General features: G+C 53.0%; 13 protein-coding genes. All 13 read left to right on the top strand.

Annotated elements, in window-relative coordinates:
• Positions 1–60: 60 nt before the first annotated feature.
• Complete coding sequence (locus tag B5E82_RS12015; protein ID WP_087307775.1) at positions 61–1,671, top strand: response regulator; 1,611 nt, start codon at positions 61–63, stop codon at positions 1,669–1,671.
• A complete protein-coding gene (locus tag B5E82_RS12020) occupies positions 1,652–3,475 on the top strand; it encodes a histidine kinase (protein ID WP_442911311.1) in 1,824 nt (607 codons plus the stop codon). Before B5E82_RS12015 ends, B5E82_RS12020 begins: the two co-directional genes overlap by 20 nt.
• Positions 3,472–4,446, top strand: coding sequence for a sugar ABC transporter substrate-binding protein (locus tag B5E82_RS12025; protein ID WP_087307776.1), 975 nt, complete (start codon positions 3,472–3,474; stop codon positions 4,444–4,446). Before B5E82_RS12020 ends, B5E82_RS12025 begins: the two co-directional genes overlap by 4 nt.
• A 13-nt stretch (positions 4,447–4,459) precedes the next feature.
• Entirely contained in the window at positions 4,460–5,503 is a 1,044-nt protein-coding gene (locus B5E82_RS12030) for a galactose ABC transporter substrate-binding protein (protein WP_087307777.1), read from the top strand.
• A 186-nt stretch (positions 5,504–5,689) separates the two neighbouring features.
• Positions 5,690–6,448 carry a DeoR/GlpR family DNA-binding transcription regulator gene (locus B5E82_RS12035; RefSeq protein ID WP_087307778.1) on the top strand — a complete coding sequence of 253 codons (759 nt, stop codon included), beginning with the start codon at positions 5,690–5,692 and terminating at the stop codon, positions 6,446–6,448.
• Positions 6,449–6,505: 57 nt separating this feature from the next.
• Positions 6,506–8,542 (top strand): 2-oxo acid dehydrogenase subunit E2, encoded by a 2,037-nt coding sequence (locus B5E82_RS18320; RefSeq protein WP_087307779.1) that lies wholly within the window; start codon positions 6,506–6,508, stop codon positions 8,540–8,542.
• Positions 8,543–8,696: 154 nt separating this feature from the next.
• A complete protein-coding gene (locus B5E82_RS12045; protein WP_087307780.1) occupies positions 8,697–11,177 on the top strand; it encodes an alpha-ketoacid dehydrogenase subunit alpha/beta in 2,481 nt (826 codons plus the stop codon).
• 178 nt (positions 11,178–11,355) lie between these two features.
• The gene (locus tag B5E82_RS12050) at positions 11,356–11,640 is read left to right on the top strand and encodes a hypothetical protein (protein ID WP_087307781.1); all 285 of its coding nucleotides are present in this window, start codon (positions 11,356–11,358) and stop codon (positions 11,638–11,640) included.
• 18 nt (positions 11,641–11,658) lie between these two features.
• Entirely contained in the window at positions 11,659–12,648 is a 990-nt protein-coding gene (locus tag B5E82_RS12055; protein WP_087307782.1) for a lipoate--protein ligase, read from the top strand.
• Positions 12,649–12,972: 324 nt separating this feature from the next.
• Positions 12,973–14,268 carry a DUF4234 domain-containing protein gene (locus tag B5E82_RS12060; RefSeq protein WP_162610768.1) on the top strand — a complete coding sequence of 432 codons (1,296 nt, stop codon included), beginning with the start codon at positions 12,973–12,975 and terminating at the stop codon, positions 14,266–14,268.
• A 10-nt stretch (positions 14,269–14,278) separates the two neighbouring features.
• Positions 14,279–14,680, top strand: coding sequence for a DUF2752 domain-containing protein (locus B5E82_RS12065; RefSeq protein ID WP_242966316.1), 402 nt, complete (start codon positions 14,279–14,281; stop codon positions 14,678–14,680).
• An 84-nt stretch (positions 14,681–14,764) separates the two neighbouring features.
• Positions 14,765–16,264 (top strand): hypothetical protein, encoded by a 1,500-nt coding sequence (locus B5E82_RS12070; RefSeq protein ID WP_140393134.1) that lies wholly within the window; start codon positions 14,765–14,767, stop codon positions 16,262–16,264.
• A gap of 341 nt (positions 16,265–16,605) precedes the next feature.
• Positions 16,606–17,607: a rod shape-determining protein gene (locus B5E82_RS12075; protein ID WP_087307787.1), complete on the top strand. Its 1,002-nt coding sequence runs from the start codon at positions 16,606–16,608 to the stop codon at positions 17,605–17,607.
• Positions 17,608–17,626: the final 19 nt, after the last annotated feature.

The raw sequence follows: 17,626 nt of genomic DNA on the forward strand, positions 1-17,626 counted from the left end.
TTTTTTTGTTATAATGATAAAACTATAAAAAAGACGCATCATGACGGACGGAGAGGAATCATGGATATTTATACAGTGCTTTTGGTTGACGATGAAGAGGAAGTCATTCAGGTCATTCAGAAAAAGATAAACTGGGAAGGGCTTGGCTTTTCCGTGATAGGATACGCGAACAATGGAGTGAAGGCCCTGGAAATGGTGGAAGAATATCAGCCGGATGTGGTTATGACGGATATCAAAATGCCGTATATGGACGGGATGGAGCTGTCGAAACGCATCAGGACGGAGTATCCTGCAACGAAGGTGCTGATCTTTACCGGCTTTGATGAATTTGAATATGCGAAAGAGGCGGTCCATCTGGAGGTGGAGGAATATATTTTGAAGCCGGTGAATTCCATAGAGCTGACGAATGTGTTCACATCGCTGAAGATCAAGCTGGACCAGGAGATCAGCGAAAAGAGGAACGCGGAGACGCTGAAGAAATATTATATGGAGTCTCTGCCGCTGTTGAAAGCTAACTTTTATACTACGCTGATTGAAGGGCAGATTCGCGAAAATGAGGTAGAGAAGTTTCTGAAAGATTATCAGGTTACTTTTGAAGGGCCTTATTTCTGCTGCCTGGTCGTGCATACTTCTTCCACCCAGGTTTCCAGAGGAATGAACCCGGTACTTCTGGCCATGTCTGTCCAGAAGCAGGCCAAAGAGTATCTGGGAGAGAAATGGAAGGCAAAGACTTTTTCCTATCTGGGGAATACCGTGATGCTTGCTCAGCTTGCGGATGAAAATGATGTGTCTGAGCTGACGGACGAATGTGACCGGTTCTGCCGGTACGCCCGCAGGATCATCGGAGCCGTAGTCACTGTAGGAGTCGGGCAGGTGTGCTCAAGCATCCTGGAACTGTCACAGTCCTATACCGGCGCCCGGGAGGCGGTTTCTTACAGGGCTCTTTACGGGACCTCAAGAGCAATCAATATCAAGGAGATCGCGCCCCAGGAAGCGGGCGGAGATGAGATGGTAAGCGACGCGGAAATCGCCAGTCTTTTTAAGAGAATACGGCTTAATTCCCGGGAAGATGTCATTGAGGAGGCGGGCAGGTATATGGACCATATTTTCCTGCCGGCAAAATCCCTGCAGTATCATCATATCGCGGTGATGGAGCTGGTGAGCGTGCTGTACCGGTTCGCGGTCAATAACGATATTCAGACGGAAGTCTTTTCGGGAGATATGGGAGAGCTTTACGGGCGGCTGATTGAGATGGCGCCGGACGCGCTGCGGAAATGGTTTGTGGACCTCTGCCTTGCTTTTCAGGAAAGTCTGGCGAACACCAGAAACAGATCGACAAAGTCTTTCGTGCTACGGGCGCAGGAGTATGTGCGGGACAATTACGCAGACGCGGGGCTTTCCCTGGACAGCATCTGCGAGGTCCTGGGAGTGTCGAATTCCTATTTTTCCACCATCTTTAAAAAAGAGACGGGGAATTCCTTTATCAGCTATCTGACGGATTACCGCATGGATCAGGCGGCCCGCCGTCTGATTGAAACCAGTGAGAAAAGTTATATTATTGCGAAGGAAGTAGGCTACACGGACCCGAATTATTTCAGCTACGTGTTCAAGAGAAGATTTGGCGTATCGCCTTCCAAGTACAGAACGGAGCATGCGGAAAGTGAAAAGTAGATTTCTGAAATATGTAAAAGGACTGGAACCCCGGGGAATTCAGACTACGATCATGTTCAGCTTCTCCGTGATTTCCATTTCTATTATGCTGATTCTTGGAATTGTACTCTATCTGCGTTTTTCCAACGCCGCCAGGCAGGAGACGATACAGAGCACCCGGAGGCTGCTGGAACAGACCGGAGAGAATCTGGAGGAGTATCTGATCAGTATGCGGCAGATATCGGATACGGCGTACTATTACCTGATCAAAGAGAATGACTTTTCCACCAGCGGAGAGGACATTCAGAGCCGGATCAATCTGCTTTACGAGGCAAACCGGGATAATCTGCAGAGCATTGTGGTTTACAACAGCTACGGAGGGCTTCTGGCCGCTGAACCGGTGGCCACCCAGAAGGAAAACCTGAATGTAACGGAGCAGGGATGGTTTCAGCAGGCGCTGGATGAGGTGGAGAACATGCATTTTTCCACGCCTCATATCCAGAATCTGTTTGATGACAGCACCTTCCGCTATTACTGGGTGATTTCTCTGAGCCGGGCTGTGGAAATCACAAACGAAGGGCGGTCAGAACTGGGCGTTCTGCTTGTGGACATGGACTATTCCGTGATGTCCCGGATGCTGGATCAGATCAATACTTCGGAGAACGGGCAGTATTATTACCTGTGTGACAGCAGCGGCGAGATTATCTATCATCCGAGGCGGATACAGATCAGCGATGGAATCAGCAGCGAAAACAGCAGGATGGCGGCCGGTTACAAGGACGGTGTCTATGACGAGACCTTTGAGGGGGAGCGGAGGAAAGTGGTGGTAAATACCATCAGCTACACCGGCTGGAAGCTGGTCGGTGTGATCCCTTATTCTGCTTTTACCTACGGCATGGTCAATATGCGGTATTTTATCGTTCTGCTGATGCTTCTGATGGCCATGATGCTGGCCGTCGTGAACCGTATCGTCTCACAGGGCATTTCCAGGCCGGTGCTGAGACTGAATGATTCGGTCAGAGAATATGAAGCGGGAGAAAAACCGGAAATTTACATCGGAGGCCCTCAGGAGATCCGGCACCTGGGACATTCCATACAAAAATCCTATGAACAGATTGAGGATCTGATGAAGAAGATTGTGCTGGAGCAGAATGAGAGAAGAAAGAGCGAACTGGACGCGCTTCAGAGCCAGATCAATCCGCATTTTCTTTATAATACGCTGGAATCCATCACCTGGATGGTGGAAGGAGAACGGAACGACGAAGCGGTCTTTATGATCTCCCAGCTGGCCAGGCTGTTCCGGATCAGTCTTTCAAAGGGACGCACAATCATCAGCATCAAGGATGAGATCCAGCATGCTCAGAGCTATATGAATATTCAGAAGGTCCGGTATAAAAATACTTTTTCTGTAAGCTTTGACATAGATCCGGATATCTGCTCCTACAGCACGGTCAAGCTGATTCTGCAGCCGATTCTGGAAAACGCCATTAATTACGGAGTAAGCGGTATGGATGAGTCCGGAGAAATCTGTGTGGAGGGCAGACGGGATGGAGACAACATTCTGCTCTCTGTGACAGACAACGGAATCGGAATGTCAGAAGAGGAAGTGGGTCTTGTGCTTACAGACAGTACCCGCATTCATAAGCGGGGTTCCGGCGTGGGTCTTGTGAATGTGAACAGGCGTATTCAGATTTATTTCGGAAATGAGTATGGACTGGTCATCGAAAGCGAGCCGGATGAGGGCACCAGAGTCACTGTCCGCATACCGGCGGTACCATATACGGAAGAAGGCACAAAGCTTCTGGAAGAAGGAAGGTCAGAATGAAAGTCAGCAAAAAATCTTTTATTATAACAGAAGCGGTTCTGGGTATCCTGGTTCTTATCCTGGCGGTAATGATGCTGCGGGAAAACAATGGAGAACCTCTGGGAAGAGTGTCGGTGATTGTCCGGGATTCCGATAACGCCCAGTGGGCGGCATTTAAATACGGGATACGCATGGCGGCCCAGGACAGGGGGGTGGAGGCTGTGATCGTAGGAACCGAGAGCGTGATGACCACGGAGGAAGAGCGGGAGCTGATCGAGAGCGAGATCGGCAAGGGAGCCGACGCGGTAATTGTCCAGCCGGTTCCGGGAGAGGGCGTGGAAGAAATGCTTCAGAAGGTGAAGAAGAAGGTTCCGGTGATGTTGGTGGAAGCACTGGATTCCGGAAACGGAAAGGCCTCGGAATTCCCTGTCACGGCGGCGGATGATTACGCTATGGGACAGGCCCTGGCCCGGGAGGTTTTGGAGGATTACAGTGGAAATCTGGAAGGGAAGACGCTGGGAATTGTGTCCCGGACTACCGATTCAGAGGTAACAGCCAGACGGACGGAGGGATTCTGCGACGCTCTGGAGGGAACCGGAGCAGAAGTGAGCTGGCGGGTAGCCGGAAACTTTGACAATGGGGAGGAAGATTATCTGGGGGGCCAGGAAAAAGTGGATTTTGTGGCGGCGCTGGATGACAGCAGCCTGACGGCGGCGGGCGCCTATTCCGCTTCAGACGGCCTGAACGGAGCTCTGCTTTACGGAATCGCCCATTCTACCCAGGCGGCTTACTATCTGGATACGGGAAGCGTGGAATGCCTGGTGGTGCCGGATGGATTTCATGTGGGATATCAGAGCATGAGTGAGATTGCTGATGGGATGGAACAGCTTTTCTATAAAGAGAAGGATCAGGTGGTTTCTTATACGGTACTGCGCAGAGAGACTATGTTTTCCAAAGAAAACCAGGAGCTTCTTTTTACCATGAGCCAGTAGGAGAAAAAGCGGTATGAGGATAAAAATAAGAAAAACAGCGGCGGCGGTTCTGTTCTGCGTGGGAATGCTGGTTCTGTGCTCCTGCGGAAAGGGAGAGGACGAGACAGGGGGAAAAAAGTATATCGGGGTGGCCTATTATAATCAGAGCGACACCTTTCTGAATGAGCTGCTGGACAGCTTTCGGGAACAGCTGAAAGAGCTGCAGGGACAGGATATGGAGACGGTGGTGATGATTCGGGATGCGGCCGGCTCCCAGCGTACACAGGATGATCAGGTAAAAGAACTGATTGATGCCGGCTGCGATGTGCTCTGCGTCAACCTGGTGGACCGGGCGGACCCGTCAGAAATCATCGATCTGGCCAGAGAGCAGAATGTGCCGATCATATTTTTTAACAGAGAGCCGGTGGCTGAAGATTTGATGCAGTGGGACGGTCTTTATTATGTGGGAGCGGAGGCGGAGGAATCCGGCCGTATGCAGGGAGAGCTGGCGGCAGATATGATACGCGCCGACAGTGAGATTGACAAGAATCATGACGGAAAGATCCAGTACGTAGTGCTGGAAGGGGAAGTCGGACATCAGGATGCCATTATCCGTACGGAGACTGTGGTGGAGACACTGATCGGCCAGGGAATTGAACTGGAGAAGCTGAGCAATCAGATTGCCAACTGGAACCGCGCCCAGGCAGAGAACCGGATGGAGCAGCTTCTCGGGCAGTATCACAGTCAGATTGAGCTGGTTCTGGCAAATAATGATGACATGGCGCTGGGCGCCCTTGACGCGTACAGAAAGCTGAACTATACAGAGTCGGCGCTTCCGGCCTTTTTCGGAATCGACGGCACGGACGAAGGGCTGGAAGCAGTTATGGACTCGGAGATTGCCGGAACCGTTTACAATGATAAGGAAGGGCAGGCGGGAGCCATGGCCCGGCTCAGCCTGGCGCTCCTTACAGGGAAAGGCATGGATGAGATAGAGTTCCAAAAGGAAAGATGTATCTATCTGCCTTATGAAAAAGTTACAGAGGGAAACGTCAGCGAGTTTTTGCTGCGGAGCAGATAAGCCGCCGGTTCGGAGAGCCGGCGGGTGGAAAAAGAGGGTATTTTCCGGAGGCCTGGAGCCAGGAAAAGCCCTCTTTTTTATTCCCGCGGACAGCAAAAAACCTGTTGACTTGAATGTTATGAAATGTTATAATCTGTTACAGAAAACGGGAACAATATAACAAAATATAACAAGGGGATATAAATTATGAACCAGCTTCGGCGGGAAAAGATAGGGAAGTATATTCAGGAAAAAGGTGCTGTGACAGTGAAAGAGCTCAGCGCTCTTTTTCCTGATGTCAGTTTAATGACGATACACCGGGATTTGGAGAAGCTGGAACAGGAAGGGGTCATCAACCGTACCAGAGGCGGAGCCGTGTCGGCGGTTCAGGGAAGCAGCATCACGGAGGCCAAGCTGGAAGCCCGCATGCATACGAATATGAAGGCCAAGCGGGAAATGGCTGCCAAAGCGCTGAAACTGATTGAACAGGGCAGCGCGGTGTTCCTGGACGCGGGGACCTCAAGCATGGCGCTGGCTCAGGCCATGCCGGATATGGATATCAACATTTTTACGACCGGTCCCAATATCGCGCTGGAGCTGGGAAGGCTCGCCGTTCCCACGATTCATATGTGCGGCGGCACCCTGAACCGGTTCAACCAGGCGGTGTCAGGGCAGAGCACGCTCCAGATGCTGGAGCAGATCAATATTGCCACGGCGTTTCTGGGAGTATCCGGCTATACGGATGAGGGCGGTTTCACCTGCGGGAAGGAAGATGAAATGCTGGTAAAGCGGCTGATGCTTCAGAAGGCGGGACAGACGGTGATCCTGATGGACAGCTCCAAATGTGGAAAGATTCTGCCTTATACTTTTGGAAATGTGGAAGATGTAGATTATATCATCAGCGACGGCGGACTTCCGGAAGAGCTGGTCAGAAGAGCGGAAGCGGCCGGGACAAAGATTCTCTGACGGTGTGGGTAATAAAAAGAAATATAAATGAAACAAAAATGATGGAGGTAAGAAAAAATGGCGGTAGGCGTATTGATGCCAAAGGCGGGGATCACAGTAGAGGAGTGTGTGATTACCGAATGGCTGAAAAAGAAAGGCGACCATGTAAATGTGGGCGACATTCTTTTCACTTATGAGACGGATAAGGCGTCTTTTGAGTGCGAATCTACAGCAGAAGGAGAACTGCTGGAAATCTTTTACCAGGATGGGGACGAGGTTCCGGTACTGGTAAATGTATGTGCAATCGGCCAGCCGGGAGACGATATTTCCGGCCTGCGCGGAGGCGGAGCGGAAGCAGCGCCCGCGGCAGCTCCCGCAGCCCAGGCTGCACCCGCGGCAGCACCTGCGGCTTCTGCGGCACCTGCGCCGGCGGCAGGAGCTCATATGGCTCAGGGAGTTCTGATGCCGAAGGCAGGAATCACCGTAGAGGAATGTGTGATTACAGAATGGCAGAAGAAAAAGGGAGATCATGTCAATATCGGAGATGTGCTCTTTACATACGAGACGGACAAGGCGTCTTTTGAATGCGAGTCCACAGCAGAAGGAGAACTGCTGGAGATCTTCTATCAGGATGGAGACGAGGTTCCGGTGCTGGTAAATGTCTGCGCTATCGGCCAGCCGGGAGACAGTATCGAGGGATTGAAGGAAGGGACTGCCCCGGCGGCAGGAACGGCTCCGGCAGCTCCTGCGGCAGCCCCCGAAGCGCAGGCAGCGCCGGCAGCTCCTGCGGCAGCGCCATCAGGAGCGCATATGGCCCAGACGGTTATCATGCCGAAAGCGGGAATCACCGTAGAAGAATGTATGATCAGCGAGTGGCAGAAGAAAAAGGGAGATCACGTCAATATCGGAGATGTGCTCTTTACCTATGAGACAGATAAGGCGTCCTTTGAGTGCGAATCCACAGCGGAAGGAGAGCTTCTGGAAATCTTTTATCAGGATGGCGATGAGGTTCCGGTACTGGCTCCTGTATGTGCCATCGGCCAGCCCGGCGACAGCACAGAAGGCCTGAAGGACGGCAGCGCGCCCGCCGCTCCGGCAGCGGCCCAGCCCGCGGCAGCGCCTGCCCCGGCAGCGGCACCTGCGGCAGCTCAGCCAGCGGCGGCTTCCGGCCCGGCCAATCCCGACGCCAAAGTCTCTCCGAGAGCCAGAAAGACGGCGAAGGAGCTTGGCGTGGACGCTACGGCGGCGGCAGGCACCGGACCGCACGGACGGATTATTGAAGCGGATGTGAAGGCGTACGCGGCCAGCGCGCCTGCGGCGGCTCCGGCCCCTGCGGCAGCAGTCTCCGCAGCGCCGGTTCAGACAGCAGCGCCTGCCCCGGCAGCGGCAGCAGCGGCTCCGGCAGCAGCACCGGAAGCGGAATATGTGGATGTGAAGTTCTCCGGCGTGAGAAAAGCTACGGCAAAGGGCATGATGAAGTCCTTAAGCACCATGGCGCAGCTCACCCACTATCACACCTTCGACGCCACGGCCCTTCTTGCCTTAAGAAAGCAGATCAAGGCCAACGGCGAGGCGATGGGTATGCCGAATATTACACTGAACGATATGGTGCTCTTTGCGGTGTCACGGATTATTCTGCATCACCCGGATCTGAACGCGATTATGCCGGAAGAGAATGTACTCCGCAAATACAGCCACGTACATCTCGGAATGGCGGTAGATACACCGAAGGGACTCTTCGTACCGACCATTTTCAACGCAGATCAGATGAGTCTGGCGGAGATCAGCGTGGAAGCGAAGCGGCTGGCAAAGATCTGTCAGGAAGGCAAGGCGACGCCCGATATGCTGGCAGGAGCCACCTTCACAGTTTCCAATGTGGGTTCCCTGGGCGTGGAGATGTTTACGCCGATTGTAAACCCGCCTCAGGTGGGAATTCTGGGTGTGTGCGGCACTACGACACGCATTAAGGAAGTGAACGGAGAGATTAAGCCATACCAGGCGATGGGTCTCTGCCTGACCTATGACCACAGGGCGGTCGACGGATCTCCGGCTTCCCGCTTTGTGAAAGAGCTCTGCAATGCTCTTGAAAACCTCCCGCTTCTGATGATGCAGTAACCAATCTGCGGCGGAAGCCGGAATATGGAAGATGCCAACTGACTTTCGGGCCGGGGACGGTTACGTCCGGTCCCTGGCCCCTGCCATAATAGAACTGTCAACCGCACAGGCGTGAAGCCTGTGAAATGAGAATATAAAAAAGGAGAACAAGAACATGCCAAAGTCAATATTTGTCGATCCGGACAAAATGCGCGCGGAAGGAAAAATCACATTTAAAGATATTCCCATCAACGTATATAAAAAGTCCGTACAAGAGGAGCTGGATGAAGGAAACTACACGAAAGAGGATCTGATCCGTATCTTCCGCGACATGACTATCTGCCGTGAATTCGAGGATATGCTGAATCAGATTAAGACACAGGCAAGATACGCCGATGTGGAGACTACATATCCCGGTCCGGCCCATCTGTCTCTGGGACAGGAGGCGGCAGCCGTGGGCGAGGCTTATCTGCTTGGAAAGGAAGATTTCACCTTCGGAAGCCACAGAAGCCACAGCGAGATCCTGGCAAAGGGACTTTCCTGTATTCAGAAGCTGGGCGATAAGGAGCTTCTTGATATCATGGAGAATTTCTTTGACGGCAAGACCCTGAAAGCGATCAAGACCGTCAGCAAGGCAGAGGGAGATGTCAAGGAGCTGGCCATTGAATTTCTGGTATACGGCGCTCTGGCAGAGCTGTTTGCCCGTGAGAACGGCTTCCATAAGGGACTTGGCGGTTCCATGCACGCGTTTTTCCTGCCCTTCGGCGTATATCCGAACAATGCTCTGGTAGGCGGTTCCGCAACCATTGCCACCGGCGCTTCCCTGTTCAAGAAATGCAACGACAAAGAGGGCGTAGTGGTAGCGAACCTGGGCGACGGCTCCATGGGACGCGGACCTGTATGGGAGGCTCTTTCCTTTGCAACCATGGATCAGTACCGCACTCTGTGGGAGGACGGAAGAAAGGGAGGACTCCCGCTGATCTTCAATATCAATAACAACTCTTACGGAATGGGCGGCCAGACCTGCGGAGAGACCATGGGCTACGGAGAGCTGGCGCGTATGGGCGCAGGCGTAACGGAGAGCCAGCTTCACGCGGAGCGTGTAGATGGTTACAATCCGCTGGCAGTAATTGACGCTTACCGCCGTAAGCTCCCGCTGGTAAAGAGCGGCGAGGGTCCGGTATTCCTGGATGTGGTAACCTACCGTCTGCTGGGACATTCCACTTCCGATCAGAATGCGTACCGCACCAAGGAAGAGATCGAGGCATGGAGAGCCCAGGACCCGCTGGTAACCTACCGCAAGGCTCTGGTAGAGGCCGGCGTGGCAGAGGACAGCGTATTTGAGGAGATCTGGGCGAAGACAAAAGAAAGAATGGCACGTATCTGCCGTCTGGCCGCAGATAAGGAAGCGTCCCCGTATCTTGACTTCGACAAAGATCCGGCTATCATTGAGCGTGTGATGTTTAATAACGGCAAACAGCGTAATATGGACCCGACCAGAGAGCCCTCTGTCATGGGACCGAAGGAGAACTGCAAGCGTTACATGGATATCCAGAAGAAGATCCACACACATTATGTGGATGGACAGGAAGTAAGTTCCATGAAGCGGTACAACATCCGTGACGCTGTATTTGAGCCCATGCTCAACAAATATTACGAAGATCCGACTCTGATCGCCTATGGCGAGGATGTGCGTGACTGGGGCGGCGCCTTTGCTGTATATCGTGGATTTACGGATGTAATTCCCTACTCCAGACTGTTCAATTCCCCGATTTCCGAGTCCGCTATCGTAGGTACCGGCGTAGGCTATACCATGTGCGGCGGCCGCGCGGTGATCGAGCTGATGTACGGCGACTTCATCGGATGCTGCGGTGACGAGATTTTCAACCAGATGGCGAAATGGCAGGCCATGAGCGCCGGAATTCTGAAGATGCCTCTGATCCTGCGTGTATCCGTAGGCTCCAAGTACGGCGCGCAGCACTCTCAGGACTGGACGTCCATGTGCGCCCATGTACCGGGACTGAAGGTCTGCTTCCCGGCTACGCCTTATGAGGCGAAGGGCCTGATGCAGGCAGCCCTGAATGGAACCGATCCGGTAGTATTCTTTGAGAGCCAGAGAATTTACGATGTGGGAGAAAAATTCCATGAAGGCGGCGTTCCGAAGGAAGAATACGAGCTGACCTTTGGTGATGTGGATGTGATTACAAAGGGATCTGATGTAACGATTCTGACCATTGGAGCAACTCTGTACAGAGCATACGACGCAGTGAAGGAACTGAAGGAGAAATATGGTCTGTCCGCGGAGCTTATCAACCTGCACAGTCTGGTTCCGCTGGATTACACGAAGATTCTGGAGTCTGTAAAGAAGACCGGAAAAGTGGTTCTGGCTTCCGACGCCTGCGCAAGAGGAAGCTTCCTGGACGAAGTGGCAAAGAATATCACAGAGCTTGCCTTTGATTACCTGGATGCTCCGCCCGCAGTAGTAGGCGCGCAGAACTGGATCACACCGCCCTTCGAGTACGACAAGTATTTCTTCCCGCAGAAGGAGTGGATACTGGACGCTATCAACGAGAAGCTCGTACCGCTTAAGGGCTATACTCCGACGACGAATGTGACGGCTGAGGAGCAGCTGAGAAAGCTGAAGCTGGGAGTATAGGCAGCGGGGAACGTCTGAATAAGAATTGCCATAGAGCTCATTATAAAAATATCATAGAAAACCGCATGGCAAGAAATTAGAAAGGAAATAAAAGCCAGTGCGGAGTCTAAAAAAACAAGGCCCTGGATGCCGGCAGGCATCCGGGGCTTTCTAAAAGTATGAGATACAGGAGGTGCATATGAGAGAAGAGGATAACAGAACCTACTGGGTAGAAATATATGTACCGGGCAAGGGGCTGGCGTTCCGGGAGGAGGCCGTCATGGCCAGGGATCTGGCCACAGGCAGAATCACGGCTCTGGGAACGGCAGCAAGGGAACAGCAGGCTGCAGGAATGGAGGATGCCATGTTCTATGCAGGCGCGAAGAAAGTGAAGCTGACAGAAGAACCGGCAGGCCATGTGCTGTATCAGGAGGAACCGGGAGGATTTGACCTGATATTGGCGATCCGGTCGGAAGAATGGTAGAAGAAGGAGACAAAAAGCATGCAGCACAACTATTTCATACAGACTTACACATGGAACCCCTGGCGGAATCTGGCCGCGGAAAAGTATCTGGCAGATCGAATCGGAGAGGGAGATGTGGTTCTCTATCTCTGGCAGAATGAGCAGACGGTCGTGATAGGAAGAAACCAGAACGCAATCCGCGAATGCCGGGCGCAGCTTCTGGAAGAAGAGGGAGGCTTTCTGGCAAGGCGTACCACCGGGGGAGGGGCGGTTTATCAGGATCTGGGAAATCTCTGCTTTACTTTTCTGGCCTCTCCGGAGCGCTATGATCTGGAGAAGCAGCTTCAGGTTATCCAGAGGGCCTGCCGGAAGTTCGGAATCGAGACGAAATTTTCCGGCCGCAATGATGTGATTACCGAAGATGGTTTTAAGTTTTCCGGAAATGCGTTTTCCAAAACCTCCAGGTGCAGCATCCAGCACGGAACGCTGATGGTCGATGTGGATGTGTCGAAAATGGAGCGCTATCTGACCCCTTCTAAGGAAAAAATGAAAGCCAAGGGCGTAAAGTCTGTTCAGTCCAGGGTCTGCAATCTGAAGGCTCTGAATCCGGAGATTACGGTGGAGGCTGTGCGTCAGGCGCTGAAGGAAAGCTTCCTGGAGATTTATGGGGACTTTACGGAGCTTGATCCGGCGCAGCTGGACAATCCGGAAGTGCAGGAGACGTATGAGCTTTACTCCTCATGGGAATGGAAATACGGTAAGTCCCCGGAGTGCGAGACTTCGTATGAAAAGCGCTTCGACTGGGGCGAGGTGGAGGTATGGCTGAAGCTTCATGCCATGCGGATCAGCGAGATCAAAATCTATTCCGACGCGCTGGATACGGAGCTGCCCGGGAAACTGGAGCACATTCTTCTGGGAAAACGGTATGACATGGCGGATCTGGATCTGGAAAAGGAGGCCGCAGACAGTACACCGGAGCAGAAGGAGAAAATACGGGAGACCGCGGACTGGCTGGCCGGCCTGCGCTGATAAGAGCGGAAGACAGGAAGCAGCAGATATATACAGTGATAAGAACCGGAACGGGAAGCCGGAGATTCTGCCTTGGGCAGAGCCTCCGGCTTCCCGTGTCTTATGCGCCGCTTTTGCTTGACCCGGATGCGCGGAGCCAAAAAGTACTGCCACAAAAAATGCCACGGATTGACCCTCCCAAAAGGCCCATAGTATCATGAAAAGGATGAGAAATAAGCAGGAAAAAGAAGAAAAAGAAGCAGAAGAAGCCGGCGCGCGGTACGCAGACAGAGCCGGCATGCCGGAGCGGTCTGGCAGCAGAAAATGACACAGGAGGAGAAAAAGATGTATTGTTCAAAATGCGGAAAAGAAGCTGTGAATCCCGGAGAATACTGCGCGTACTGCGGAGCTCCGCTCAAGCGCACGCCGGAGCCGGGACAGCCTCTGGAAGGGACGGAAGAGGGCAGAACTGAGCCGGGGATGGAAGAAGAGCCGGGACAGGGCGGAGCTGAGCGGAAGAAGGAAGAAAAGCCGGAAGGCGGCGGTCCGGGAATGCCCGCGGCGGGACTTAAGATAGCGGCTCTTGTTCTTGCGGCTTTGTATGCAATTTCCATATTGTCGGATATTCCCGGAGTATTCGGAGCGCTCTTTACGGTTCTGGGAGGCTATCCTGTCTATGGAATTCTGTATCTGCTTTCCGCGGCTCTGCTGGTGATTGCTCATGCGGTCATGGCTGCGGCGCTGGCGCTCTTCGGCCTGTGCCGGGATGATCAGAGGGGCAATACGGAATCGCTGCTGCTGGCTGTGATTTCCGCGGGCATCCTGCATATGGCGGCTGCGGTTGTTTCTCCGGTGATTGGCGGAATCGCCGTATATTTCCGGTTTCATGCGTTTTACTATGATATTGGAGCGGTGGGCCTCTCTCTGCTCGGGACAGTGATTGCGGTGGGAATCCTGGCAGGCCTGACTTTCCTGGCGGGAATGAAACCCTTTGCCGGAAAGACCCGGGAGGAACTGATGGACGAGGCAAAGACTCTTCCTGATGTCCTCAGTGAGGAGATCGAGAGATTCCGCTCGGAGCATCAGAAAGGACAGAGCGCGGCGGGAAATATGGCAGGAAATATGACGGGGAATACGGCGGAAAATGCGGCGGGAGAAAGCGCGGCGGGCAGACCTGCTCCGAATGCCCAGCCGGGGCCGAGACGCATGAAGGAAAACAGGGGACTTCTGAAATACATCCTCATTGGAGCCGTCACCTGCGGCGTCTACATGCTGTATACGCTGCATATGCTTGCGAAGGACACCAATGAGATGTGCGACGGCGACGGGGAGACGACGGCAGGTCTTCTGAAGCTGATTGTATTTACGCTGATCACCTGCACGGTTTACAACTATATATGGCATTATAAGCTGATGAACCGGATTCAGAACAATGCGGAGAGGTACGGAGTAAAGGTGAAAACGGTGGGCAGCATGGATCTGGGCGCCTGCTGGGTGGTACTGTCTCTGGTCGGCCTGCTTATCTCCTGGTGCGGCATCGGCCTGATTCTGTCCCTTTACGCAGATTATCTGATGTTCCAGAATATGAATCTGCTTTCAAAGGCGTATAATGCGGCGGTTGTGGATACATATCAGGCATAGCGTCTCTTCTGTGGACAGAAGCCTGGTTCCTGCGGCCGCCGGAACGGTTTTGTTTTATGTGGTTTTAGCGAGAGCGGGGATTGGCTGTCCGATTCGGTTCCTTTCCGGAATCTCCTGCGCGGGCTGTGGAATGAGCAGAGCCTGGCTTTCTCTGCTGAGAGGTGATTTTGCCGCTGCTGCCTTTTATCACCCGCTGTTCTGGCTTCCGCCGCTGGCGGTTCTTGTCTGGCTTCTGCGCGGACTGCTGCCCCGGAAGCTTGCGGCCTGCCTGGCATGGACAGCCTGCGCGCTGTTTCTGGCGGTATATGCCTGGCGCATGGCAGACCCGGAAGATTCCATTGTGGTTTTTCATCCGGAGAGCAGACTGCTGTTCCGGAGCTGGAGAACTGTCCTGAGATTTTTGAAAAAATAAGACTGGCATGGACGGAGGTGCCGGGATACAGAAGGCGGCGCGTCTTTTGTGTTCCGGCGTCTCTGTTTTGAGGAAAAGAAGATTATGAATATATTACTGAAAACAATACTGGAGAAACTGTCGGGGAGCAGCAGTATAGAGAAGATTGCCGCCAAGAAATTTCTGGGAAAACTGTTCTGGTTCGGTTTCTATGTGATACTGGTCCTCCTTATCTTTGTGGCTGCCCAGAGAACGGTTCAGTCAGAAGTCGGAAAAGAGCTCGTGGGAAGTATCATCGGAGAGATTCCCTTTGGAGAGCAGCTGAATTCCATTCTGGAGACGGTGGTGGATTATGGGGAGGAGGTAAAGGAAACGACGGAGCAGTTCGCGGCGGACACCATGCTGGTCAGCCTGTGCAAGACGCTGTTTATGGTGTGGATCACTCCACTGTTCGAACTGCTGACGAAAAAGGTACCGGACATTATAGTGCTGCCGATAGACAGTAAGACAGCGTCCCGCGGGCTTGCCAGGATGTTTAAGCTGGCGCTGAAATGTCTGGAATTTGTGGTCCGGCTGGTGCTGACCGTTCTCATTTTCGATCCGATTAAAGAGGGACTGGATGCCTTTGACCCCACTGTGGCTATGGTAGTGGCTCTTACGTTTTTTACGCTGCTGTTTCTGCTGGTGGGCTTCTGCAGAGCCGTATTGAATGGAACCACTGCGGAATCAGGCGTCATCCGGAGTTATGTTGCGGACATTCTCCCGGGCCTTTTCGAGATTTTTGTTTCCAACAGCCTCTGCCTCTGGCTGTATGTCATGATGATTCAGCATCCTTACGGATGGCAGCCGCTGGTTATTTTCCTTGCCCTGCTGTTCTGGTTCATGAAGGTTCAGGAGCCGGTCAAGAAAGGGTTTAAGAAAATTGCGGAGAAACTGTTGCGGTGCAGATGGCGTTCCTCTTCCGTGTCTGTGGGGCAGTTTGTACTGTGGGTGCTGTGCAGCTTTTCCACCATGGTGCTGCTGTATGCCATGATTCTGCTGAACGTGAAGGACGATTCGGTGGACCGTCTGTTTTCCTTTTCTTCCTTTCCCTTTGTGTCAGCGCTGCTGCAGGACCGGCTGATTGGGGATCTGTTTCTGTCGTTCGATCCGGATTTCTGGACGGGCTTTTTCCTCCTTGTCATTGTCTGCGCGGTCACGGCCCTTCTTCTGAAAAAACCGCTGGGAAAAAACCTTGGCGGCGCGGCCGGCTACTTCGCTGCGGCCGGCGCCGTGTCCGCAGCAGGAGTTCTGGCAAACATGGCCCTGCAGTGGCTTCTGGCCGTGGATTCCGAGCTTGAGACAAACCGGTATAACGGGACAGCAGGAATTTTCTTTTTCCTTATTTTTATCGCGCTGCTGCTCTATCGTTATCAGCTTATTATCGCGGCGGCCGTGACGGCGGCGCTGCTGATGTGCGCGATGCAGGGGATTGTCCTGGCCGGAGGCTCCTTTGGCGTCTTTCTGGAGAAAGCTCCCGGGGGACAGTTCTGGATTGCATCTATGGTGGTAATCCTGGCGTCTGCCGCTGTGGGAGCCCTTACTTATGCGCTCCGAAAGAAATAAGAACGTCCGCTGCAGGTACGCTGCCGGCGTATCAATACGCCCAGAACCTTAAGAACCCCTTAATTTTGGCTTCTTCGAAAAAAAGTGCTTTTCTTTTTGGCAACTATTGTATATAATATAGATTGGCGTAAATAGGAGTGCTTTCTGCGCCCAAAATAGCAGCTGGAAGGGATTCCCGGAAAGCGGCTGTCTGCATTTGATATAGACAGTTTCCGCCCGGTTCCAGGGATTTTCCTGATTTCATATGGAACAGGCTGGAAAACTGAATAACTGCTGATAAATGTGAAAGAATGTAATCATAGGAAGAAACCGAGAGAAAAGCGAGAAAGGGGATTGTGAACATGGCAGGGACTGATATCGGAATTGATCTGGGTACTGCGAGTATTCTGGTGTATATAAATGGAAAAGGCGTTGTTCTCAAAGAGCCGTCCGTAGTGGCATTTGACAGAGATACCAATAAGATTCGGGCGATTGGTGAGGAGGCCCGGCTGATGCTGGGAAGAACTCCGGGAAATATTATCGCCGTGCGTCCGCTGCGCCAGGGTGTAATTTCTGATTACACCGTGACGGAGAAGATGCTGCGTTACTTTATTCAGAAGGCCACAGGCAAGAAGACCTTCCGCAAACCGCGTATCGCAGTCTGCGTACCCAGCGGCGTGACGGAAGTGGAGAAGAAGGCTGTAGAAGACGCTACCTATCAGGCGGGAGCCAGAGAGGTTCTGATTATTGAGGAGCCTATCGCGGCTGCCATCGGAGCAGGCATCGATATCTCCAGACCCTGTGGAAACATGATCGTGGATATCGGAGGAGGTACCAGCGACATCGCCGTGATTTCCCTGGGAGGCACGGTAGTCAGCACTTCCGTAAAGGTGGCCGGAGACGATTTTGACGAGGCGATTGTGCGCTATATGCGGAAAAAGCATAATCTTCTGATTGGTGAGCGGACTGCCGAGGATATCAAGATCAAGGTGGGAACCTGTTATCCGAGAGCGGAGGTGGACCGCATGAATGTGAGAGGCCGGAACCTGGTGACAGGTCTGCCCAAGACTGTGGAAGTGACTTCCGAGGACTGCGAGGAGGCTCTGCGCGAGACGACCATGCAGATTGTGGAAGCGGTTCACAGCGTTCTGGAGAAGACTCCGCCCGAGCTGGCAGCGGATATCGCGGACCGGGGCATTGTGCTGACCGGAGGCGGCGCTCTCCTGCGGGGCCTGGAAGAGCTTCTGGAGGAGAAGACGGGAATCAATACCATGACGGCGGAGGATTCCATGAAGTGCGTGGCGATCGGAACCGGCAAGTTTGTGGAGTTTATGGCAGGCAACCGGGAAGACCTGCACGCGTAAATAAAAAGGATACAAAAGA

This window comes from Lachnoclostridium sp. An138 (assembly GCF_002160765.1).
Classification (GTDB): Bacteria; Bacillota; Clostridia; order Lachnospirales; family Lachnospiraceae; genus Laedolimicola; species Laedolimicola faecalis.

What these genes read in the sequence shown, in the direction of transcription:
- B5E82_RS12045 (WP_087307780.1), top strand. Translation starts at nt 8,697, where the DNA reads ATGCCAAAGTCAATATTTGTCGATCCGGACAAAATGCGCGCGGAAGGA.
- B5E82_RS12060 (WP_162610768.1), top strand. Translation starts at nt 12,973, where the DNA reads ATGTATTGTTCAAAATGCGGAAAAGAAGCTGTGAATCCCGGAGAATAC.
- B5E82_RS18320 (WP_087307779.1), top strand. Translation starts at nt 6,506, where the DNA reads ATGGCGGTAGGCGTATTGATGCCAAAGGCGGGGATCACAGTAGAGGAG.
- B5E82_RS12075 (WP_087307787.1), top strand. Translation starts at nt 16,606, where the DNA reads ATGGCAGGGACTGATATCGGAATTGATCTGGGTACTGCGAGTATTCTG.
- B5E82_RS12030 (WP_087307777.1), top strand. Translation starts at nt 4,460, where the DNA reads ATGAGGATAAAAATAAGAAAAACAGCGGCGGCGGTTCTGTTCTGCGTG.
- B5E82_RS12015 (WP_087307775.1), top strand. Translation starts at nt 61, where the DNA reads ATGGATATTTATACAGTGCTTTTGGTTGACGATGAAGAGGAAGTCATT.
- B5E82_RS12035 (WP_087307778.1), top strand. Translation starts at nt 5,690, where the DNA reads ATGAACCAGCTTCGGCGGGAAAAGATAGGGAAGTATATTCAGGAAAAA.
- B5E82_RS12070 (WP_140393134.1), top strand. Translation starts at nt 14,765, where the DNA reads ATGAATATATTACTGAAAACAATACTGGAGAAACTGTCGGGGAGCAGC.
- B5E82_RS12020 (WP_442911311.1), top strand. Translation starts at nt 1,652, where the DNA reads ATGCGGAAAGTGAAAAGTAGATTTCTGAAATATGTAAAAGGACTGGAA.
- B5E82_RS12025 (WP_087307776.1), top strand. Translation starts at nt 3,472, where the DNA reads ATGAAAGTCAGCAAAAAATCTTTTATTATAACAGAAGCGGTTCTGGGT.
- B5E82_RS12050 (WP_087307781.1), top strand. Translation starts at nt 11,356, where the DNA reads ATGAGAGAAGAGGATAACAGAACCTACTGGGTAGAAATATATGTACCG.
- B5E82_RS12055 (WP_087307782.1), top strand. Translation starts at nt 11,659, where the DNA reads ATGCAGCACAACTATTTCATACAGACTTACACATGGAACCCCTGGCGG.